The sequence below is a fragment of the Prevotella heparinolytica genome (assembly GCF_004342845.1).
GTDB classification, from domain to species: domain Bacteria; phylum Bacteroidota; class Bacteroidia; order Bacteroidales; family Bacteroidaceae; genus Bacteroides; species Bacteroides heparinolyticus.
In genome coordinates, this window is sequence record NZ_SLXB01000007.1 from 26852 (window position 1) to 46726 (window position 19875).

Genomic DNA, 19875 nt, shown 5'->3' on the forward strand with positions numbered 1-19875 from the left:
ATTGGTTGTGCTTCTCCATACCATATAAAGCTGCTTGTTTCTCTTTGTTTAGATGTTTCTGCTTTATTCTGCTTTAAAGATAAATGTATTACGTTGAATTACAAACTTTGAATACACCCATCTTCTTTTGTAGGGTATAAAGTTAGGGAAAAATAGTATATGTTGAAAGTGCTAACCAACTTGGAAACGCCAACAAGTTTGGGCACTTTAATAAACAAGAACAATTTGCTGTTTCTTAGTTTGTTATATATGAAAACTCTTCTCGCGCGCGCGAGAGAAGAAAAAAGATAAGAGAAGAAAAGAGGAGAATAGAAAAGACTTTCCTCCATAAGGTTCCTCTCAAAACGAAGGTGGAGGTGGAGGAGATTGCCACTTATCGGGAAAATTGCAGCAGATTGACGAAGGAAATGCCACACTTCATCGTCCTAAATGCCACACTTTGTTGGCTCAAATCTCACACCTTGCACCTTGTCAAGTGTGGCATTGGAGACGGTGAAGTGTGGCAAAAGAAACGATGCGATCCTGCAACCGGGGTTACCGGTTCTTCAAGAGCGGGATTGTTCGCTCAGCAAGGTGCCGGGACTGATGTTGAACTCTTTGGCAAAACATCGGCTGAAGTATTTGGGATCGTTGAAACCTACTTCATAGGCTATTTCTGCAATGTTCATACTCTTGGTGTTGCGGGTTTTCAGAATCAGTTCGCGTGCCACATTCAGGCGGTAGCTGCGGATAAACTGATTAGGCGACTGTCCCATCAGGCTTTGCAACTTTTGGTTGAGCAGCGACTTGCTGACCCCTGCGGCTTCGCTGAGGTCGCCGACTTCCAACGTGGGATCTTTGTAGCGTGTCTTCACCGCCTCCATGATACGGGCGATAAATTTCTTGTCGCCCGATTCGTCGCCAATGTGCAACGCATCCGGATCCATGCTGACGGCAAATTTCCGCTGATAGCGTTTCCGTGCCTCCAAGATATTCTCTATGCGTGTCAGGAGCAACGTCTCGTCAAAAGGCTTCAGCAGGTACTCGTCCACGCCGATGCGGTAGCTCTCTATGCGAGACTCTTGCGAGGTTTTGGCGGTCAGCATCAGGAACGGTATGTGAGAAACGGAGAGATTCTCCTTCACGCGGCGAGACAGTTCGATGCCATCCATCACGGGCATCATCAGGTCGCTGATAATGAAGTCGATGTGCTGTGAAGTCAGCACGTTCAAGGCTTCTTCTCCGTTAGAGGCCTCCGTCACCTGATACTTTTCGCGAAGGATGGAGCGGATATATCCGCGCATATCGAGGTTGTCTTCCACCACGAGGATATGGAGACGTTTCTGGTTGCCATCGGATGGCTGTGCGGGCAGGCCGAATGTGGTTTGCCTGCCTTCGGAAGCGGCAGGCTCGGCAGATTGATCGGCAGATACGGGAATCAACAGGCGGAACGTACAACCGGCGGTGCGGTTGTTTCGCACCTCGATGTCACCGTTCATGGCTTGCACGATGCACCGGCACAGATAGAGGCCGATGCCGCTGCCCGACTGTCCGTACATGGGGAATTTAGGCTGGTTGCGCACTTGGTAGAAACGATTGAATATTTTTTCAAGATCTTCGGGCGGAATGCCGCTGCCCGAGTCGCAGATGCTGATGTAGAGCGATTCTGCACGCTTTTCCGTCTTTGGAAGCCGGGCGATGAAGAGCGACACGCTGCCGCCGTCGGGGGTAAATTTGATGGCGTTACTCAACAGGTTGGTCAGTATCTTTTGCATGGCTTCTTCATCGTAATTCAAATGGTTGTCGCCGAGGCGGATGTAGAACCTCAGGTCGATGTTTCGCTCATGGGCGAAGACGGCGAAAGGCATCACCAGCTCGTTGGCAAACTTTCCGAAGTTGCCGGGAGTGTTGACAATCTTCAACGTTCCGGATTCTATCTTGCGGAAGTCCATCAGTTGGTTGACGAGCGACAACAGGTATTTGGAGTTACGCTCCACGAATTGCAGTTGTTCGATGACCTGCGGGTTATAGCTCAGCTTCAGGGCGCGTTCTATGGGGCCGATGATGAGCGTGATAGGCGTGCGGAACTCGTGCGTGATATTGGTGAAGAAAGCTATTTTATCCAGCGTCATTGTATGCACCTTGTGCGCCAGTTCGGCCAGTTTGGCTTTCTGCATGGAAATTTTCTCGTTCTGTTCTGTCAGCAGCCGGTTCTGTCGGGAGAGTTCTTCGGTTTTCTCTTCCAGCAGCAGTTTCTGCTCTTTCAGTTCGCGGGTGCGATGTTCCACTTTGCGATGCAGCAGCTCGCTGCGGCGCTTCAGGTTGCGGACGCGCCATTGATAGAACTGCCATATGGCTATGCCGACCGCTACGATAGCCAGCAGAATGAACCAGACAGTCTTGTAGAAGTAGGGTCTGACAAGTATGTCCAGTTCTGCCGTTTGTTCCTTGCCGCCTTCCTGATAAGGAGTGTACTTCACTTGCAGGGTGTACTTGCCCGGCGAGAGGTTGGTGTATCGGGCAAAGCGGTGGTTGGCAGGTGCGGGAATCCATTGCTTGTCGAAACCGATGAGGCGGTAGCTGTAGCTGCCTGCATTTTCCGGTTCGTAGTTGAGTGCCGAGAATTCCAGCGAGAAGGACTGCATGCTCTCGTGTATGCTGATTTTGCGGGTGAAAGGCAGGTCTTGCGGCAACATTCCCTTGCCGGGCTGTACCACCTCGTTGCCTGCCCATAGGCGGGTGAAGCGGAGAGGTGCGGGTTGCGAGGGGAGATAGGAAGGAAGGTCGGGGGTAATGGCCACCATGCCTGTCACATGTCCGAAGTACAGCAGGTTATCGGTCGAGCGGCAAGCGGCGTTCCAGTAGAATTGCGTGCAGTCGAGGCCATCTTGTTTCGTGAAGTTGATAAAATGTTTTTTTTCGGGGAGAAAGCAAGAAAGTCCGTTGTTGGTAGCCAGCCAAAGATGTCCTTTATCATCTCCCAAAATGGTGCGCACCGTGTTATTGGGTAGCCCGTTGACAGTGGTATAGGCTTCGAAACGCTCTTGCCCGTCGGTACTGACAGTACGGCGGTAGAGACCGCATCCATTGCTACCGAGCCATAATGTTCCGTCTTCAGACTGATGGAAGCATACAATCTTTTCGATAAGTCCCGATTCAGGCTGGTCGAGTTTGTACTTCAGGTGTCGGTATTGGAACTGCTCTTGTACGGCTGTACGGCGCGAATGCAAGTCGATGATGTAGGTTCCTTCCAGACAGCCTATCCACAATCGGCCGTCGCGGTCGATGATGGAGCCGATGCATCCGTGTATGTTGCGGGCAATGGAGTCGGGCAGGGGGACAATCATCTTTTCCTGCTTCAGGTCGTAGAAATAGAGACCTTCGTTAGCTCCAACCCATACACCGTTATTGATAGAGTCGTAGGTCAGCGAGCCGATAAAATAGATGGGATAGTTGTTGCAATTGGCTGGTGTCAGCGTTTGCAGCCGGCGTTGCGGGTTTTTCTTTTCGAGCAGGTTGATTCCTCCTCCCCAAGTGCCGACCCACAAGCGGCCTTCGGCATCGGCGGTAATGGCACTGACGGAGTTATGGCTCAGGCTGCCGTTTTCGTAAGTATAGTGCTGAAAACTGTGGCTGCCTTTCGCTTGACGGTTCAGTCCTCCTTCCACTGTGCCCACCCACAGAGTGCCCGCTTCGTCTTCGTAGATGGCGTTTACGGGATTGCGGCTCAGGCTGCCCGGATTTTCTTTATCGTGTCGGAAATTCTGCAAAGCCAGCCGTTTGGGGGTCAATAGGTTAATGCCTCCGCTTTCGGTTCCTATCCAGATATGCCGTCCTTCCGTGGTAATGCAGTTCACGAAGTTACTGTTCAGCAGAGGCGTTTTGCTGCCGGGCAGGTCGTTCCTGATCTGCTCGAAATTATCCTTTAGCGGGTTGTATATATTCAATCCGCATAGGGTGGCTACTATCAGTTGCTTGTTTTCGGTGACGGCCAGTGCAGTCAGGAAATTCTGGGAGAGGGAGTTAGGGTCGCCGGTCACGTATTCGTAATGTTTCACCACGTCGTTGTTTCGGTCATATCTGTACAGCCCTTGACTGGAAGCTATCCATATTTCGTGTTCTTTGAGAATAAAATCGGAGATAGTGATGTCCGGGGCGAAGTTCAGGCTGCGAGACACCGGTACGGCCTGCAGGCGGTCTCCTCCTTGCGGACTTACATTGCATATTTGTCCGTTCAAACTGATCCATACCGTGCCTTTCTGCTCGATGTCTTTGAATACCAGGTTGTTTTTTTGTATTCCTGCATGGTTCAGCGAGTGGATGCTTTCAATGTTTCCAGCAGCATTAAACGCTATGCGGTGAAGGCGGTTGCCATCGTGCGTCCAGATACATCCTTCTGCGTCTGCTTCTATGTGTGAGACAGGATGATTCATCAGTGCGGCAGGCAATCCTTTCAGCTTGTCGGGACGGAAGGTCTGCAAAGTGCGTAGGTCGATAAGGTCTACACCCCCTTCCGAGGAAACCCATAGACGATGGAAGCGGTCTTCGCGCACGCAACGCACGAAGTTGCTTTTCAGTTTGCGGTGAAAGGTGTTGGAATTGAAGTGGATAAATTCATATCCATCGTATCTCGACAAGCCACCACCTGACAAAGACAACCAGATGAAACCCTGGCTATCCTGAAAAATATCTTCGATGAAATTAGCGGGTAAGCCCTCGTCCATCGTGATGTAAGTGGCATTGTAGTGTTTGGCAAATGCTTCTTGCGCCAGTATGCGGTCAGGCAACAGAAGAAGCCAGAGAAGTATTGTAATAAGGTGTAAAGAGCCAATAAGGATTTTTTTCATTGTTGTAGACTGTTGGTTGACGGAGGCAAAGTTAGCGTCCGGAGTCTGATTAGCCAAAGTTTTACTGCGCAAAATCTGTTTTTTGTCTGTTTGTCCACCATGTTTGTCCGTTTGTCCACCTCGCCGAAATCCTTTGGACGTATATTTGCGATGTCTTTCAATACAATATTATTTCATCGGGAGATGACTGGGGGATAAGTAAACTTTGGTCGTCTGTTTATTTTATTTGGTAATATGAGGAAAACGTTACAATCATTGTTGACTGCTTTTTGTGCCCTGATGTTGTTGGCCGGCTGTGGGGCAGCTTCATCCTTTGCTCCGACGCCTTTTCCCAACCCTTGGGCGGATGATTATACTCCGTTCTTTTCGATGGAGAATTATCGTTCGTGGGGCACTTACAATGTGCACGCCCCCTCTTGTCGCAAGCTGGGCGACTATTATTACATGTATTCCACGGATGCAATTTATCGGGAGAATAAGAAGGAGGCCGAAAAGAAAGGTGTGCCGCTTGGATATATACAGGTGAGACGTTCCAAGGATTTGGTAAACTGGGAGTTTTGCGGTTGGGCGTTTCCGAAGATTCCGCAGGAGGCGATGGAGTGGGTGCGCTCTCGTGCCGGAGGGCAAGGGGCGACGAATATCTGGGCTCCATACATCATTCCATTCGGAAAGAAGTACCGCCTTTATTACTGTGTATCGGCCTTCGGACGCAAGACATCCTACATCGGACTGGCAGAATCGTTCTCTCCCGAAGGGCCATGGACACAAGTGGGCTGCGTGGTGAAGACAGACGAAACCACTGCCATGAATGCCATCGACCCCAGCATTGTAGTCGGTACGGATGGTAAATGGTGGATGCACTACGGATCATATTTTGGCGGTTTGTATTGCGTGGAACTGAACCCGTCGACCGGTCTTCCCGCCACTGAAGGGGATAAGGGACATCTGATTGCCCGTCGCGCCAATTACCGGAAAGATAATCTGGAAGCTCCCGAAATCATCTATCATCCCGACTTAAAGAAATATTTCCTTTTTGTCTCTTACGATCCGTTGATGACGACCTACAATGTACGTGTAGGCCGTTCGGACAAGCCGGAAGGTCCTTTCATTGATTATTTCGGAAAGGAACTGAAAGATACTACCAATAATTTTCCTATCTTAACAGCCCCTTACCGTTTCCGGAATCACCAAGGTTGGGCGGGAACTGCTCACTGCGGTATGTTGACATCGGAGGAGGGCAAATTTTTCATGGTGCATCAGGGACGTTTGTCACCACAAAACTTGATGATGGACTTACATGTGCGTCAGGTGTTTTTCACGGAAGAGGGCTGGCCCGTAGTGTCGCCCCAACGCTATACAGGCAGCAAGTCACAGAAATTTTCCGACGTCGATTTGTTGGGTGAGTGGGAAGTGTTACGGGTGCGAGAACCATTGTATGAACGCCGATTGGAATCCGGACAGATTCTCTGGGGTGAGGATGAACTGAAGAATGAGGAGTGGAACTTGTCTCACACGGTTTTTTTCAGGAAAGGGAACAAGATAGCCGATGGAAAAGGGCATTGGCGCTTTGCGGAGGAAAAACAGTCTCTTTCCCTCACACTTGACGGAGAGGAACTGAAAGGATTGATTGTCTTTGCGGGGCACGACTGGGAGAACGAGACGGAAACGATACTCTTCACGGGGCTTGACAGCCAGGGACGTTCCGTATGGGGAAAAAGAATCAAATGATACATCTAAATATTTTGTTTTACCATGAGAAAATACACAGGATTATTGGCTGCATTCACTTTTGCAGCAAGTGTGGGGCTTCAGGCACAGACCAATGAACTGGTGGTGCAGACCAAGAGAGTGGGGGCGGAAATCCAGCCTACCATGTACGGCCTCTTTTTTGAAGATATTAATTATGCCGCCGATGGCGGCTTGTATGCCGAACTCGTGAAGAACCGTTCGTTTGAGTTCCCGCAGAACCTGATGGGGTGGAAAAGTTTCGGAAAAGTCTCCTTGAAAGACGATGGGCCTTTTGAACGAAATCCGCATTATGTGCGTTTGGCCTATTCCGGCCATCCACACAAGCAGACAGGGCTGGATAACGAAGGATTCTTCGGTATTGGCGTGAAGCAAGGAGAGGAATATCGCTTCTCCGTATGGGCGCGCATTCCCGAAGGAGGAGAGGCTGGGAAGATTCGTGTGGAACTGGTGAACACCGCTTCGAAAGGAGAACGTCAGGCTTTTGCCACAGAAACACTGACGATAGATTCCAAAGAATGGAAAAAATATCAGGTGATGCTGAAACCGAATGTCACAGATGCAAAGGCAGTGCTTCGCATCTTCCTTGCTTCTCGGCCGACGGTAGATTTGGAGCATGTTTCCCTCTTTCCCACAGATACTTGGAAAGGACATGAAAACGGATTGCGGAAAGACCTGGCACAAGCCTTGGCCGACCTGAAACCGGGCATCTTCCGTTTTCCCGGCGGATGTATTGTGGAAGGAACGGATTTGGCTACCCGATATGACTGGAAAAAGTCGGTAGGTCCTGTGGAAAATCGTCCTCTGAACGAAAACCGTTGGCAATATACTTTCCCTCACCGTTTCTTTCCCGACTATTACCAAAGTTACGGTTTGGGATTCTATGAGTTCTTCTTGCTATCGGAAGAAATTGGTGCAGAGCCGCTTCCAGTGCTGAGCTGCGGCTTGTCTTGCCAGTTTCAGAATACCGATGCGGACGCTCATGTGGCGGTTTGCGACTTGGGCAGTTACATTCAGGATGCGCTCGATTTGATAGAATTTGCCAATGGTAGCATAGATAGTCCGTGGGGTAAGGTACGTGCCGAAATGGGACATCCGGCTTCCTTCAACCTGAAGTTTATCGGCATTGGCAACGAACAATGGGGCAAGGAATATCCCGAACATCTGGAACCGTTTATTGCCGCTATCCGCAAAGCTTATCCGCAGATGAAGATCGTGGGCAGTTCGGGCCCCGACTCCGAAGGGAAGCAGTTCGATTACCTCTGGCCGGAGATGAAGCGGTTGAAAGCCGATTTGGTGGACGAGCATTTCTATCGCCCCGAAACATGGTTCCTCAGTCAAGGAGCACGATATGATAACTATGACCGCAAAGGCCCGAAGGTTTTTGCCGGAGAATATGCCTGTCACGGCAAAGGAAAAAAATGGAACCATTTCCATGCTTCCTTGCTGGAAGCCGCTTTCATGACGGGGCTGGAACGTAATGCCGACATAGTGCACATGGCTACTTATGCGCCTCTGTTCGCGCATGTGGAAGGGTGGCAGTGGCGTCCGGACATGATTTGGTATGATAACTTGAATTCGGTACGAACGGCAAGCTACTATGTGCAGCAGCTTTACGCCCTCTATAAGGGTACGAATGTATTACCGCTCACTATGAACAAAGTGCCTGTTACGGGCGGTGAAGGGCAGAATGGCCTTTTTTCCAGTGCGGTATATGATAAACTGAAAGATGAAATCATCGTCAAGGTGGCGAATACTTCGGACAAGGCTCAGCCTTTGACATTGAAGTTCGACGGATGGAAGAAAAAAGAGGTGCTCTCTGCCGGACGTTGCATCAAGTTGGCATCTGCCGATCCGAATATGGACAATACGATTGGAAAGCCTTCGGCCGTTATACCTCGTGAATCGGATTTGCAGGTAAGCGGGCAAGTATTGAATGTGAATTTGGAACCGAAAACCTTTGCCGTTTATATCCTGAAGAAATTGTCATGAATCGTTTTATCGGATTTATATTGGGGATGGTGACTTTTATGCCGGCAGTTTCTAAAGAACTGTCGGCACAGAAAGATACTTCTTTTGTGGCACACGGGAATCCTATTGTGAAGCATAAATATACGGCCGACCCTGCAGCTTTGGTGCACGATGGCAAGATCTATCTCTATGCCGGACATGATGAATGTCCACCGGAAGCTGAGCATTATCTGCTCAACGAGTGGTGCGTGTTCTCCTCTTCGGATATGAAGATTTGGAAGGAACATCCCGTACCGCTGAAAGCCAAAGACTTTGCATGGGCCAAGGGTGAGGCATGGGCAAGCCAGGTGATTGAACGAAACGGCAAGTTCTACTGGTATGTGACGGTAGAACATGCAACTGTGCCGGGCAAGTCTATCGGTGTGGCTGTCTCCGATTCGCCTGTCGGTCCGTTTGTCGATGCACGCGGTTCGGCCTTGATCACCAATGCAATGACTACGGAACGTAGCAAGAGTTTATGGGACGATATAGACCCTACCGTCTTTATTGATGAAGATGGGCAGGCTTATCTCTATTGGGGAAACAGTCAGTGCTATTATGCCAAATTAAAAGAAAATATGATAGAATTAGACGGTCCTGTTGTTCCGGTAGATTTACCTCGTTTTACGGAGGCACCGTGGGTGCATAAACGCAGTGACTGGTATTATCTGTCTTACGCCTCGGAATTTCCGGAGAAGATTTGTTATGCCATGAGCCGCAGCATCACGGGGCCATGGGAGTATAAAGGAATCCTGAATGAGTTGGCCGGTAACTCCAACACAAACCATCAAGCCATCATAGAGTTCAAAGGTGATTGGTATTTCATCTATCACAACGGCGGAATCAATCCCTTGGGCGGGAGCTTTCGCCGATCGGTTTGTATCGACCGTTTGTTCTATAATGAAGATGGAACCATGAAGCAGGTGAGAATGACCACGGAAGGGGTTTTCTGAAAAGAAAAATAGAGGTTGGTTGTTTTTGAGGGAAGGATTGTTTTTCAGGAATAAGAAAGTGGCGGAAAATGTTCAAAATATCTTCCGCCACTTTCTTATTGCATGCCTTTGTTTATCTCACCAGAACGATGTCATAGTTTAATTCGCCTGCAGCCTCTTGCAACTCCTCATTGACAAGGCGTAAAGTACTGTCGTTCACTATAACGAAATAAATCGGAGTGTCGCTATCATCGGGAATCAGCTTAATGGCTGTCTTCTTTTCGTTATTGACGTCTTTCTGTATTACTTGTTTCTTGCCTTTGGAAGTGAAACTTTTATCTTTTCCGGCACCTTCGGCTTCCAGATAAGTGGTCTCTAATGTATATGTACCTTCTTCGGTAGAGTTTATATTGTCTAATTTCAATACATATTGAATGCCCGGACCATCGGCAGCAGGAAGTATGCCTTTGTAAACAACCTCGGCAGCTGCATTCTCGGTGACAGCCATTACTGTTTCGTTTGTAGAGGCAGAGTCATTGTTATTCGTTCCTTTTGACTTACAAGATATCAATGCAGCGGCAATGGCTGCAATCATCATTACTTTTTTCATGATTTTAATTGTTTAATCGTTTATAAATAGTTTAGTTAATATAACTTTCATAGTGCGAACTATGAATTGTTTTCTGAGACAAAAATAGTAATTTCTCGGTATTTATTATTAATATTGTCCCTTCGTTTAGGAAAAATAAACAATATAAAGATGAAAAAAAGAAGAATGTTAATGAGTGCGCTGTTGTTACTGTTTGTGGTAGCTGTGCAGGCGGTGCGTGTAGACACGGTATGTGTGAAAAGCACCTCTATGAATAAGGAAGTAGAAGTGGTGTATGTATTGCCGGATAAAGCAGTAGGAAAAACGGCCTGCCCTGTAGTTTATCTGTTGCATGGTTATAGCGGCAATGCCCGGAGTTGGATTCAGTTGAAGCCGGAATTATTGCAGATTGCAGATGAGAAAGGCATCATCTTTGTGTGTCCGGACGGGAAGAATAGTTGGTACTGGGATAGTCCTAAGAATGCCGCTTACCGGTATGAAACTTTTGTGTCGTCAGAGTTGGTGAAATATACCGACGAGCACTATGCCACCGTTCCGGCGAAGAAAGCACGTGCCATCACCGGTTTAAGCATGGGAGGGCATGGAGCTTTGTGGATTGCCATGCGACATAAAGAAATATTCGGTGCGGCAGGCAGCATGAGTGGAGAGGTGGATATCCGACCGTTTCCGCAGAACTGGGAAATGAGTAAACAACTGGGGGAGTTTGCCGCCAACAAAAAGGTTTGGGATGAGCATACGGTGGTCAACCAATTGGATAAGATAGAAAATGGCGACTTGGCGATGACCATTGATTGCGGTGAAGCCGATTTCTTCCTTGAGGTGAACAAGGATTTGCACAACCGGTTATTGGCGAGAAAGATAGATCATGATTTTACGATCCGCCCCGGTGGACATACCGGCCCATACTGGAACAATTCGATAGACTATCACATTCTTTTCTTCGAAAAGTTTTTCAAGAAGTGATTCGCTTCGTCGGTTTCCGTGCCTCCTTATCTGATGCGTACCGCTTGGCTTGCGCGACGTTCGATAGAGTTTGTTATTGTGATGACCTTTAATGCGGAACTTTGCTTCTTGTCGTCAGGCTTTATGCTTCCGTCGATTACTCCCAATGCGGTGCTCAACATTCGTTCTTCCGTATTGCCGAAAGGCAGGAATTGCTTGGGGGTATCGGTCTCGTCTACCGAAAATTCGGGAGTAAAGCCGGAAGCGTAGTCTGATTCTCCCTTGGAATTGTAGATTTGGCAGACAATGGGACTCATGGTTATTTTCAGCTCTTGACTGCTGAAAGTTAGAGAACCTACGTTTTTGCCTACAGTTGTACTACCGATAAGAACGACCTCCATATATGGTTGAAGACAGTTGATGACCATCTCGGAAGCAGAAGCTGTCTGGCTTCCGGTAAGAACGTAGAGCGTTTTCAAGTTCAGGTTTGCACCCTCTCCTATAAGGTCGGCATTGAGTTTAAAGGATACTTCTTTCGGATTGGTTCGGCTGTTGAATTCCAGATATCCCAAATCTTTGCCAAGAGCCGAAGAAGGAGCAAGCATGCTACACATCAGTTCGGCACAACTCAATAAGCCGCCATTATTGTAGCGCAAATCCAAGATAAATTCATTTACTTGCTGGTTGGCGAAGTTTCGGAAGACGTTGCGCAAATCGTTGTCGTACTCATGGGTGTTATTCGTGGCACCGGGGCTGAAATGGTTGTACACCAAGTAGCCTATCCGCTTGTTGTCTCTTATGTACACATTATGATAGTGCACCGGATTGTCGTCGATTGAACGTGCCGCCGCTATTTGTCTCGGCTCTCCGTAGGCTACTATTGCTTTCTTCTCCGCATCATAATGGCCTATTGTCAGTTTCATGGCTGTACTTCCATAAAGCTTGTCGGAATTCTTTTGGGTAATGGGTTCTCCGTTTATCTTCATGATCCACTCTCCGCGTTGCAGTTTGATGTCCGAGGCAGGGCTGGCATTTGCAACATAGAGAATACGTGCATAGAGTGCCGTGTCATTTCCTTCTACACTTTCTGTAGAAAACTGAAATCCGTAGCTGTAGTCTGTATAAGGAATGCTGCGGGTGGTGGTAGGATTTGTAAGGCTATCAATGTGAGAATATTTGTCTTTCTTGGAAAGGAGGGAACCAAAGAATTTCTCGGGGGCAGTGAAGTAATTCAGTTTGTCGGTATGAGGAATTTCGTCGGCCCAATAATACCACACTCTCATTGAGTCGTCAATCCATCGGGTTGTCCGGGTCTGTTCGGCATATGCAGCCCAACGGTCTTCTCCGCAAGAGGAGAGATAGGAGGGAATAATCAGTACTCCCACGATATATATCAGTATGTTTTTAGCTTTCATGGCTGCAAAATTAGAAAATAGTTTGTTCATCTACCACAAATATGGTATAAAAATCCCTATCGTATGTCATTGTCTGCCGTGGCCAGCTTCGCTACCTTTGCAAAATCCGAATTGGAAACACATTATTTATCTAAATATACAAAACAATGGAAACGAAGAAATTACACTTTGAGACTTTGCAACTTCACGTAGGACAGGAACAGCCAGACCCGGCAACAGACGCTCGTGCGGTACCCATCTACCAGACCACTTCTTATGTGTTCCGTGATTCGGCTTACGCTGCTGCCCGTTTCGGTTTACAAGATCCGGGAAATATTTACGGACGGTTGACGAATTCCACGCAGGATGTTTTTGAAAAGCGTGTAGCTGCCTTAGAGGGTGGAGTTGCCGGATTGGCCGTGGCCTCCGGTGCGGCGGCCATCACGTATGCTTTTGAGAATATCACTCGTGCAGGCGACCATATTGTGGCTGCCAAAACCATTTATGGCGGTACTTATAACCTGCTGGCCCACACATTGCCTACTTATGGAATAACCACCACTTTTGTGGATCCGAGTGACTTGAATAATTTCGAGAAAGCCATACAGGAGAATACCAAAGCCGTATTTATTGAGACATTGGGAAATCCGCACAGTAATGTGATTGACATTAAAGCTGTGGCCGAAATAGCTCACCGTCATCAGATCCCTTTGATTATAGACAATACTTTCGGCACACCTTACCTGATTCGTCCCATTGAGCATGGTGCGGACATTGTAGTTCATTCGGCCACCAAGTTTATCGGTGGGCATGGAACTTCCTTGGGGGGTATCATCATAGACAGCGGAAGGTTTGACTGGGTTGCTTCCGGTAAATTCCCTCAACTGACGGAACCCGATCCGAGTTATCACGGGGTGCGCTTCGTAGATGCTGCCGGTGCGGCTGCCTACGCCATTCGCATCCGGGCGGTATTGTTGCGCGATACCGGGGCGGCCATCAGCCCGTTCAACGCCTTTATCCTGCTGCAAGGGCTCGAAACACTGTCGCTTCGTGTAGAGCGCCATGTAGAGAATGCACTGAAAGTTGTTGATTTCTTAAAGAAACATCCTAAGGTAGCCACTGTAAACCATCCGTCTCTGCCCGAACATCCGGATCATGCACTTTATAAAGAATATTTTCCGAACGGAGCCGGTTCTATCTTTACTTTCGAGGTGAAGGGCGGTGTGAAAGAGGCACAGGCCTTTATCGATAATCTGCAGATTTTCTCCTTACTGGCCAATGTGGCAGATGTGAAATCACTGGTCATTCATCCTGCCACTACCACTCATTCTCAGCTGAATGAACAGGAACTGGTAGAGCAGGGCATCAAGCCGGGAACGGTTCGTCTTTCCATCGGAACGGAACATATCGATGATTTGCTGGACGACTTGTCGCAGGCTCTTGATAAAATTTGAGGAGGAACGAATCGAAATGATTGATAATAGAAACTGATTCGGGGTTTATAAATGAATATTGCGGTATTGTTATCAGGAGGTGTCGACAGTTCTGTTGTTGTGCACCTCCTTTGCGAGCAAGGCTACCGTCCTTCTCTGTTTTACATTAAAATAGGGAAGGACGATACCGATTATATGGACTGTTCGGCAGAAGAGGATGTAGAGATGGCTTCGGCCATTGCCCGACGGTATGGACTACCTTTGGAGGTAGTGGATCTGCATCGCGAATATTGGGACAATGTGGCGGCTTATGCCATCAATAAGATAAAGTATGGGTTGACTCCTAATCCTGACGTGATGTGCAACAAGCTCATCAAGTTCGGTTGTTTTGAACAGCAAGTAGGAAAAGAGTTTGATTTTACGGCAACCGGGCATTATGCCACCACGTTGCTTCGAGATGGAAAGACTTGGTTGGGTACCGCCCTTGACCCTGTAAAAGACCAGACCGACTTTCTGGCTCAGATAGATTATCTGCAAGTCTCGAAACTGATGTTTCCATTGGGCGGACTGATGAAACAGGAGGTGCGCGACGTTGCATTAAAGGCCGGATTGCCCAGTGCCAAGCGTCGCGATAGTCAGGGCATCTGTTTCTTGGGGAAAATAGATTACAATGATTTTGTCCGTCGCTTTCTTGGTGAGCGGGAAGGGGATATCGTTGAATTGGAGACCGGTAAGAAGTTGGGCAGGCATCGGGGATATTGGTTTCATACCATTGGGCAGCGCAAAGGACTGGGGTTGAGTGGAGGCCCGTGGTTTGTTGTTCGCAAGGATGTCGATGAAAATGTGATTTACGTCTCCCGCGGATATGATACGGAGCTTCAGTATGGCAATGAGTTCGGCATGCGCGATTTCCATTTTATAACCGATAATCCTTGGAAAGACGTGCATAAAGAAGCGGATGTGACTTTCAAGATACGGCATACGCCGGAATTTATAAACGGACGGTTGCGGCGAGAAGCAGATGGCTATCGGATTGTTTCGGCAGAGAAGCTGCAAGGTATTGCACCGGGACAGTTTGGAGTGGTCTACGATGCCGCTTCCCGGTTTTGCATTGGCAGTGGGGAAATCTATATATAATATTCCACCAAGTCTACAATGCCTGCTTTCATGGCATACTTGGTGGCTTCGTGTGCATTGTTCACGTTCAATTTCCGGAAGATGTTCTTCCGGTGGCTGTTCACTGTATGGAAACTGAGGTTTCGTTCGGCTGCTATTTCTTTCGTTGTTTTTCCTAAGGCAACTTCTTTCAGGATACTGCGTTCGGCGGTAGTCAGCAAATCATCCTTAATGGACGGATGAGTGGGCGAGGAGACGGCATTACCCGAAAGCAACAGATTACTGACATGATTGCAGATAAAACGTTCCTTGCGCAAAGCGCATTGCAGTGCAGTTACTATTTCTTCCGTGGAGTTGTCTTTCAAAACTACCCCGAATGACATGCTGCTGAATAATATCTGCCTCAAGAACGGAACGCTCAGTTCATCTGAGAAAAGAAGCCAGTCTGCCCTTTTGAAGCGTTCGTGAAGAACAATCAATTCATCGGCTCCGGAAAAGTCGAAAAGGGTATAGTCCAATATAACAACTGCATCGGGATGCAAACGCAGCTGCTGTATCAGTTCTGCTTTGTTATCGGCTTCCAGCAATAAGGGTGTTTCCTTTTGCCGGCTCAACAGAAACATCATTCCGGCTTTGGTGATATCCTGATTGTCTGCAATGATAAATTCTCTCATGACCATTCGCATATAATAAACTTCGGTTGCAAATGTACGCTTTTTAAGTGATTTGCTGTGAAGTAAAGGTAGATAAAACGACTTTATTTGTTAGATTATTCTGCTAAGCGTCGGCCGGCATTTTTTATTTTGAAAAATATCATCAAATTTATCCTTGAAAGAGTGGAGGGAAAAAGGTGAGGGATGTTCACTTCTATATAGAGGGTACATCAGTCGTATACTGATGTAGGATCAGTCGTATACTGAAGGTACATCAGTCCTATACTGATCATACCCCCTCTCAGAAGTACTTCTCGCAAGGGTATATCTGTCTTTTAAATCATTTCCAAAAACGAATATTTGCCAATAAATAATTCTTACATATACGCATCTTTTGCATTCATTCGCATAATTACCTCTTTAAAAGACAGACGAAAATGGATTGACTTATACCATCTTTTGAAACTTCCCTGGTGTCATACCTGTCAGTCTTTTAAAATATTTGGAGAAAAACGAGGGATTGGGGAAATTGAGTTCCTCGGAAATCTGGAGGACACTTTTGCCACTGTAGCGCAGCTGTACTTTGGCCTGAGTGATGAGGGCACGGTCAATCCAATCCTTAGCGGTGACACCTCCGGTCTGACGAATGACTGTGCCGAGGTAACGCTCAGTGAGGCACATGCGATTGGCATAGTAGCTTATCCGGTGCTGTTCGTTACAGTGTTGGTTGACGAGCTGAATGAAGCGGTCGAAGATGGTCTGCTCGCGCGAGCGGGTGGCGGCCAGATGATCAGCTTGCTGATGGAACAGACGGTCGTAGTGGTGCATCAGTGCTGCAACGAGGGCAGAAGCGGTGGGACGATGGTAGTTCTTTTGGTGGATGAGCTGCCAAAGAGTGTCAAGAATATGACGGGCAGTCTGAAAGTCGTCGGCGCAAGCAGGCAACTGGAAATCGCGTACTTGTCCGTTGAAGGCAGAAGGATACTGCTCTGGGGTAAAAGGCATGGGGAAGTCGGTAAAGAGTCCGATGCCCATAATCTCAAGGTCGTCAGAGAAGTGGATAGGATTGATAATGGTTCCTGGCCCAAGGTATACTAGTGTGCCGGCAGTCAGGTGACGGTCTACGAGGTTGAAGTTCACGTTGCCCTCGCCACGGATAATGATGCCCAAACGGTGATCGTTGATTACGAAAGGTGGCGATTGCCGCAGAGCCAGATGAAGCACCAACGGGTCTCTGTAAATCATTGCCAGTTCGTTACTGAAGTAAACATGCTCACGGATTTGTGCAAAGTTTGTGGAAAAGATGTCGCGCATTTGCGACACATCCATCAGTTTGGGTGCTTGTTTAGGCAAGCACCTTTTTGAGGCGAGTGTTTTGTTCATGTTCTTGCCTGTTTTTGCTACAAAGATAATAATTCTCCAATAAGAATGCTCTATTTACTTGAGTTCGGATAAGAAACAGGGCGATAACCTCACCGGAAACTTGTATCTTAAATCCATACTGCACTGGTTATCTGGTGTTTATTCCTGCCTTGTCAGACACTTGCGTCTGACGGCTCAAACACTTGTGTCTGTCACGTCAGAGACTTGTGCCTGTCGGCTTGGACACTTGCCTCTGTCGCGACAAAGGATTGCAACTGTCAAAACAGGAGGAGGGAGGGCGGCCTGAAAGGCTCTCTTCTGCCTGACCGCCGTAAACCGGTGCATCCGGGAAATATCCGCCCGACAGGACGCAGCCCCTCATCTTCAGCAAAAGGAACAGCCTATCCCGAATTCTGATTCTATTTGGGTGACAATCGTACAAAAAGAGTATTTCACCATTTCGTTGGGTAGTAATGGTTTGCTGAAATCACCGCATCTTTGGAGCAGAATGTTTGAAATAGTAAAATTATGAGAAGAGTAGTATTAAGTCTTTTTTTTATCATTTTTCATTCAGTCTTCGTCGTGGCACAATCTCTTGAGGAGTGCCAGTGGGCAGCGGAGCAGAACTATCCGCTGATAAACCGGTACGATCTTATTGAGAAGACTACAGACTTGACGGTCTCTAACATTGGGAAAGGCTGGTTGCCGCAGATTTCGGCTTCGGGTCAGGCCACTTATCAGACTGATGTAGCCGGTTTCCCGGAACAGTTTCAGAAGCTCTACCAACAGATGGGACTTGATATGAAAGGCTTGAAGAAAGACCAGTATCGCTTGAGTATCGGTATCAACCAGATGTTGTTTGACGGCGGTGCTGTCAGTAGCCAGAGAAAAATTGCCCGCGAGCAGGGCAAGGTGCAGGCAGCCCAGACGGAGGTGGAGTTTTATAATGTTCGCAAGCGTGTGAACGAGATGTATTTCTCACTGCTTCTGATTGAAGACCGGATTCGATTGAACAAAGACGTTCAGGAATTGCTGAGTGGCAATGAGAAAAAGCTCACTTCGATGGTGAAGTGCGGTACAGCGGCAGAGAGTGACTTGCAAAATGTGAAGGCCGAGCGACTGAACGCGATTCAGCAGATGACTAATCTGGAGTCGCAGAAACGGATACTTCAGACGATGCTTTCCACCTTTTGTGGCATCGAGATTAAGAAGGTGCTGAAACCAACCGTTGCAGAGATTAATGGCACAAACAATCGACCCGAGATGCGACTATTTGATGCACAACTCCGTCTGGCTGATGCTCAGGAGAAGGCTTTAGATTCGGCTCTGATGCCCAAACTTGGCTTATTCGCACAAGGATTCTATGGCTATCCCGGCCAGAATATGTTCGACGACATGATGAAACGCAACTGGTCGTGGAATGGCATGATTGGTGCTCGTCTGACATGGAACATCGGAGTGTTCTATACTCGCAAGAACGATAAGGCGAAGATTCAGTTGCAGCGCGACCTGACAGAGAACAGCCGCGATGTGTTTCTCTTCAACAACAATCTGGAGCAGATTCAGCAGAATGAGAATATCGCACGCTACAAGAAGCTGATGGCCGATGATGACGAGATTATCTCGCTGCGTACTGCCGTTCGCAAGGCTTCCGAGTCAAAACTCTCGCATGGTATCATCGACGTAAACGATCTGGTGCGTGAAATCAATCAGGAGAATGCGGCACGAGTGCAGCAGTCAATGCACGAAATAGAAATGTTGAAACAAATTTACGATAACAAATTCACAACCAATAATTAGAATCAGTTTGGAGTTTCTTCAATCTCGCAGAAGAAAGCTAAAATGAATTCAAAACAGATTCTTAATTCAAGATCAAAACAATGCGATTATGAAAAAAAAGATTAAGAGAACGCAGAGCAGCTTTGCCGAGCATAAGAACTTTCGTTTGGAAGGCAAAAAAATATTTGTACTGGCAAGTACGACGTTGATGATGGCCGCTTGCGGAAACAGCGGTAAAGAGTTTGATGCTACCGGCACGTTCGAGGCTACAGAAACTACCGTTTTTGCTGAACAGAATGGTGTATTGCTGAACTTTAGCGTCAGCGAGGGAGAAAACATCGAGACCGGTGCCGAGGTGGGACTCATTGACACCACGCAGATATGGCTGAAGATTCAGCAGCTTAGGGCAACGAAGGAAGTGTATCAAAGCCAAAAGCCGGATATGGAAGCGCAGATTGCCACCACTCGCCAGCAACTGACAAAGGCTCAGCAGGAGCAGCAGCGTTATAAGGAATTGGTGGCTGACGGAGCAGCTCCGAGTAAGATGCTGGACGACGCTATGAGTCAGGTGCAGGTGCTCCGGAAGCAGCTCATCGCCCAGCAGTCGGCTCTGGCAACCAACATACGGTCGCTTGACATGCAGATGGCTGCTACCGATGTGCAGGTGGAGCTGCTTTACGATCAGTTGCGTAAGTGTCACGTGGTGACGCCCACCAAGGGCACGGTATTGGAGAAATATGCGGAACGTGGCGAGTTCGTGGTTATAGGTAAACCGCTCTTCAAGATTGCTGATATTCAGGATATGTATATGCGTGCTTACATCACTTCAGTTCAGCTTCAGAACATCAAGTTGGGACAGAAGGTGAAAGTTTTCGCAGACTATGGCAACAGACAGAAGAAGGAGTATGACGGAATCATCTTATGGATTTCAGCTCGTTCGGAATTTACGCCCAAGACCATCCTCACCGACGATGAGCGTGCCGACTTGGTGTATGCCGTGAAGGTGGCCATCAAGAATGACGGATTTGCAAAAATAGGAATGTACGGAGAGGTGAAATTCTAATTGATAATT

13 protein-coding genes are annotated in these 19875 nt (G+C 47.8%); 8 read left to right on the forward strand and 5 right to left on the reverse strand.

The features are described from left to right. Positions 1–545: 545 nt before the first annotated feature. On the reverse strand, positions 546–4826 hold the full coding sequence (locus tag EV202_RS05215; RefSeq protein WP_131925904.1) for a hybrid sensor histidine kinase/response regulator transcription factor: 4281 nt from the start codon (positions 4824–4826) through the stop codon (positions 546–548). 279 nt (positions 4827–5105) lie between these two features. Between EV202_RS05215 and EV202_RS05220 the strand changes: the two genes are divergently transcribed. From EV202_RS05220 to EV202_RS05230, 3 genes are read left to right on the forward strand one after another with little or no spacing between them, the layout of a single operon-like run. Next, the gene (locus tag EV202_RS05220; protein WP_394364510.1) at positions 5106–6554 is read left to right on the forward strand and encodes an arabinan endo-1,5-alpha-L-arabinosidase; all 1449 of its coding nucleotides are present in this window, start codon (positions 5106–5108) and stop codon (positions 6552–6554) included. Between the two features lie 24 nt (positions 6555–6578). Continuing rightward, positions 6579–8564 carry an alpha-L-arabinofuranosidase C-terminal domain-containing protein gene (locus EV202_RS05225; RefSeq protein WP_131925908.1) on the forward strand — a complete coding sequence of 662 codons (1986 nt, stop codon included), beginning with the start codon at positions 6579–6581 and terminating at the stop codon, positions 8562–8564. Beyond that, on the forward strand, positions 8561–9535 hold the full coding sequence (locus EV202_RS05230; RefSeq protein ID WP_131925910.1) for a glycoside hydrolase family 43 protein: 975 nt from the start codon (positions 8561–8563) through the stop codon (positions 9533–9535). The genes EV202_RS05225 and EV202_RS05230 overlap by 4 nt, the downstream gene beginning before the upstream one ends. Positions 9536–9647: 112 nt before the next feature. Here the strand turns inward: EV202_RS05230 and EV202_RS05235 are convergent, their stop codons facing one another. Beyond that, entirely contained in the window at positions 9648–10124 is a 477-nt protein-coding gene (locus EV202_RS05235) for a copper resistance protein NlpE N-terminal domain-containing protein (RefSeq protein WP_106068813.1), read from the reverse strand. A gap of 150 nt (positions 10125–10274) precedes the next feature. On the opposite strand from EV202_RS05235, the gene EV202_RS05240 reads away from it, so the two are divergent. Further along, the gene (locus tag EV202_RS05240) at positions 10275–11087 is read left to right on the forward strand and encodes an alpha/beta hydrolase (RefSeq protein ID WP_131925912.1); all 813 of its coding nucleotides are present in this window, start codon (positions 10275–10277) and stop codon (positions 11085–11087) included. A gap of 26 nt (positions 11088–11113) precedes the next feature. Here the strand turns inward: EV202_RS05240 and EV202_RS05245 are convergent, their stop codons facing one another. Then, positions 11114–12511, reverse strand: coding sequence for a S41 family peptidase (locus tag EV202_RS05245; protein WP_234878245.1), 1398 nt, complete (start codon positions 12509–12511; stop codon positions 11114–11116). A gap of 116 nt (positions 12512–12627) precedes the next feature. Between EV202_RS05245 and EV202_RS05250 the strand changes: the two genes are divergently transcribed. Both EV202_RS05250 and mnmA read left to right on the forward strand, forming a co-directional pair. Beyond that, entirely contained in the window at positions 12628–13914 is a 1287-nt protein-coding gene (locus EV202_RS05250) for an O-acetylhomoserine aminocarboxypropyltransferase/cysteine synthase family protein (RefSeq protein ID WP_131925914.1), read from the forward strand. A gap of 51 nt (positions 13915–13965) precedes the next feature. Then, positions 13966–15030 (forward strand): tRNA 2-thiouridine(34) synthase MnmA, encoded by a 1065-nt coding sequence (mnmA, locus tag EV202_RS05255; protein ID WP_131925916.1) that lies wholly within the window; start codon positions 13966–13968, stop codon positions 15028–15030. On the opposite strand, the gene EV202_RS05260 is transcribed toward mnmA, so the two are convergent. Both EV202_RS05260 and EV202_RS05265 read right to left on the reverse strand, forming a co-directional pair. Next, entirely contained in the window at positions 15021–15683 is a 663-nt protein-coding gene (locus EV202_RS05260; protein ID WP_106070469.1) for a response regulator transcription factor, read from the reverse strand. The genes mnmA and EV202_RS05260 overlap by 10 nt on opposite strands. Positions 15684–16109: 426 nt before the next feature. After that, the gene (locus EV202_RS05265; protein ID WP_131925918.1) at positions 16110–17045 is read right to left on the reverse strand and encodes a helix-turn-helix domain-containing protein; all 936 of its coding nucleotides are present in this window, start codon (positions 17043–17045) and stop codon (positions 16110–16112) included. A gap of 507 nt (positions 17046–17552) precedes the next feature. Here EV202_RS05265 and EV202_RS05270 point away from each other — a divergent pair. Together EV202_RS05270 and EV202_RS05275 are read left to right on the forward strand one after the other, a co-directional pair. Continuing rightward, positions 17553–18824, forward strand: coding sequence for a TolC family protein (locus tag EV202_RS05270; RefSeq protein WP_131925920.1), 1272 nt, complete (start codon positions 17553–17555; stop codon positions 18822–18824). Between the two features lie 190 nt (positions 18825–19014). Continuing rightward, entirely contained in the window at positions 19015–19866 is an 852-nt protein-coding gene (locus EV202_RS05275) for an HlyD family secretion protein (protein ID WP_185741351.1), read from the forward strand. Positions 19867–19875: the final 9 nt, after the last annotated feature.

Excerpts from the sequence above, each read along its gene's own strand:
- EV202_RS05245 (WP_234878245.1), bottom strand. The coding sequence starts at position 12,511 with ATGAACAAACTATTTTCTAATTTTGCAGCCATGAAAGCTAAAAACATA.
- EV202_RS05220 (WP_394364510.1), top strand. The coding sequence starts at position 5,106 with ATGTTGTTGGCCGGCTGTGGGGCAGCTTCATCCTTTGCTCCGACGCCT.
- EV202_RS05250 (WP_131925914.1), top strand. The coding sequence starts at position 12,628 with ATGGAAACGAAGAAATTACACTTTGAGACTTTGCAACTTCACGTAGGA.
- mnmA (WP_131925916.1), top strand. The coding sequence starts at position 13,966 with ATGAATATTGCGGTATTGTTATCAGGAGGTGTCGACAGTTCTGTTGTT.
- EV202_RS05225 (WP_131925908.1), top strand. The coding sequence starts at position 6,579 with ATGAGAAAATACACAGGATTATTGGCTGCATTCACTTTTGCAGCAAGT.
- EV202_RS05215 (WP_131925904.1), bottom strand. The coding sequence starts at position 4,826 with ATGAAAAAAATCCTTATTGGCTCTTTACACCTTATTACAATACTTCTC.
- EV202_RS05235 (WP_106068813.1), bottom strand. The coding sequence starts at position 10,124 with ATGAAAAAAGTAATGATGATTGCAGCCATTGCCGCTGCATTGATATCT.
- EV202_RS05240 (WP_131925912.1), top strand. The coding sequence starts at position 10,275 with ATGAAAAAAAGAAGAATGTTAATGAGTGCGCTGTTGTTACTGTTTGTG.
- EV202_RS05260 (WP_106070469.1), bottom strand. The coding sequence starts at position 15,683 with ATGAGAGAATTTATCATTGCAGACAATCAGGATATCACCAAAGCCGGA.
- EV202_RS05230 (WP_131925910.1), top strand. The coding sequence starts at position 8,561 with ATGAATCGTTTTATCGGATTTATATTGGGGATGGTGACTTTTATGCCG.
- EV202_RS05275 (WP_185741351.1), top strand. The coding sequence starts at position 19,015 with ATGGCCGCTTGCGGAAACAGCGGTAAAGAGTTTGATGCTACCGGCACG.
- EV202_RS05270 (WP_131925920.1), top strand. The coding sequence starts at position 17,553 with ATGAGAAGAGTAGTATTAAGTCTTTTTTTTATCATTTTTCATTCAGTC.
- EV202_RS05265 (WP_131925918.1), bottom strand. The coding sequence starts at position 17,045 with ATGAACAAAACACTCGCCTCAAAAAGGTGCTTGCCTAAACAAGCACCC.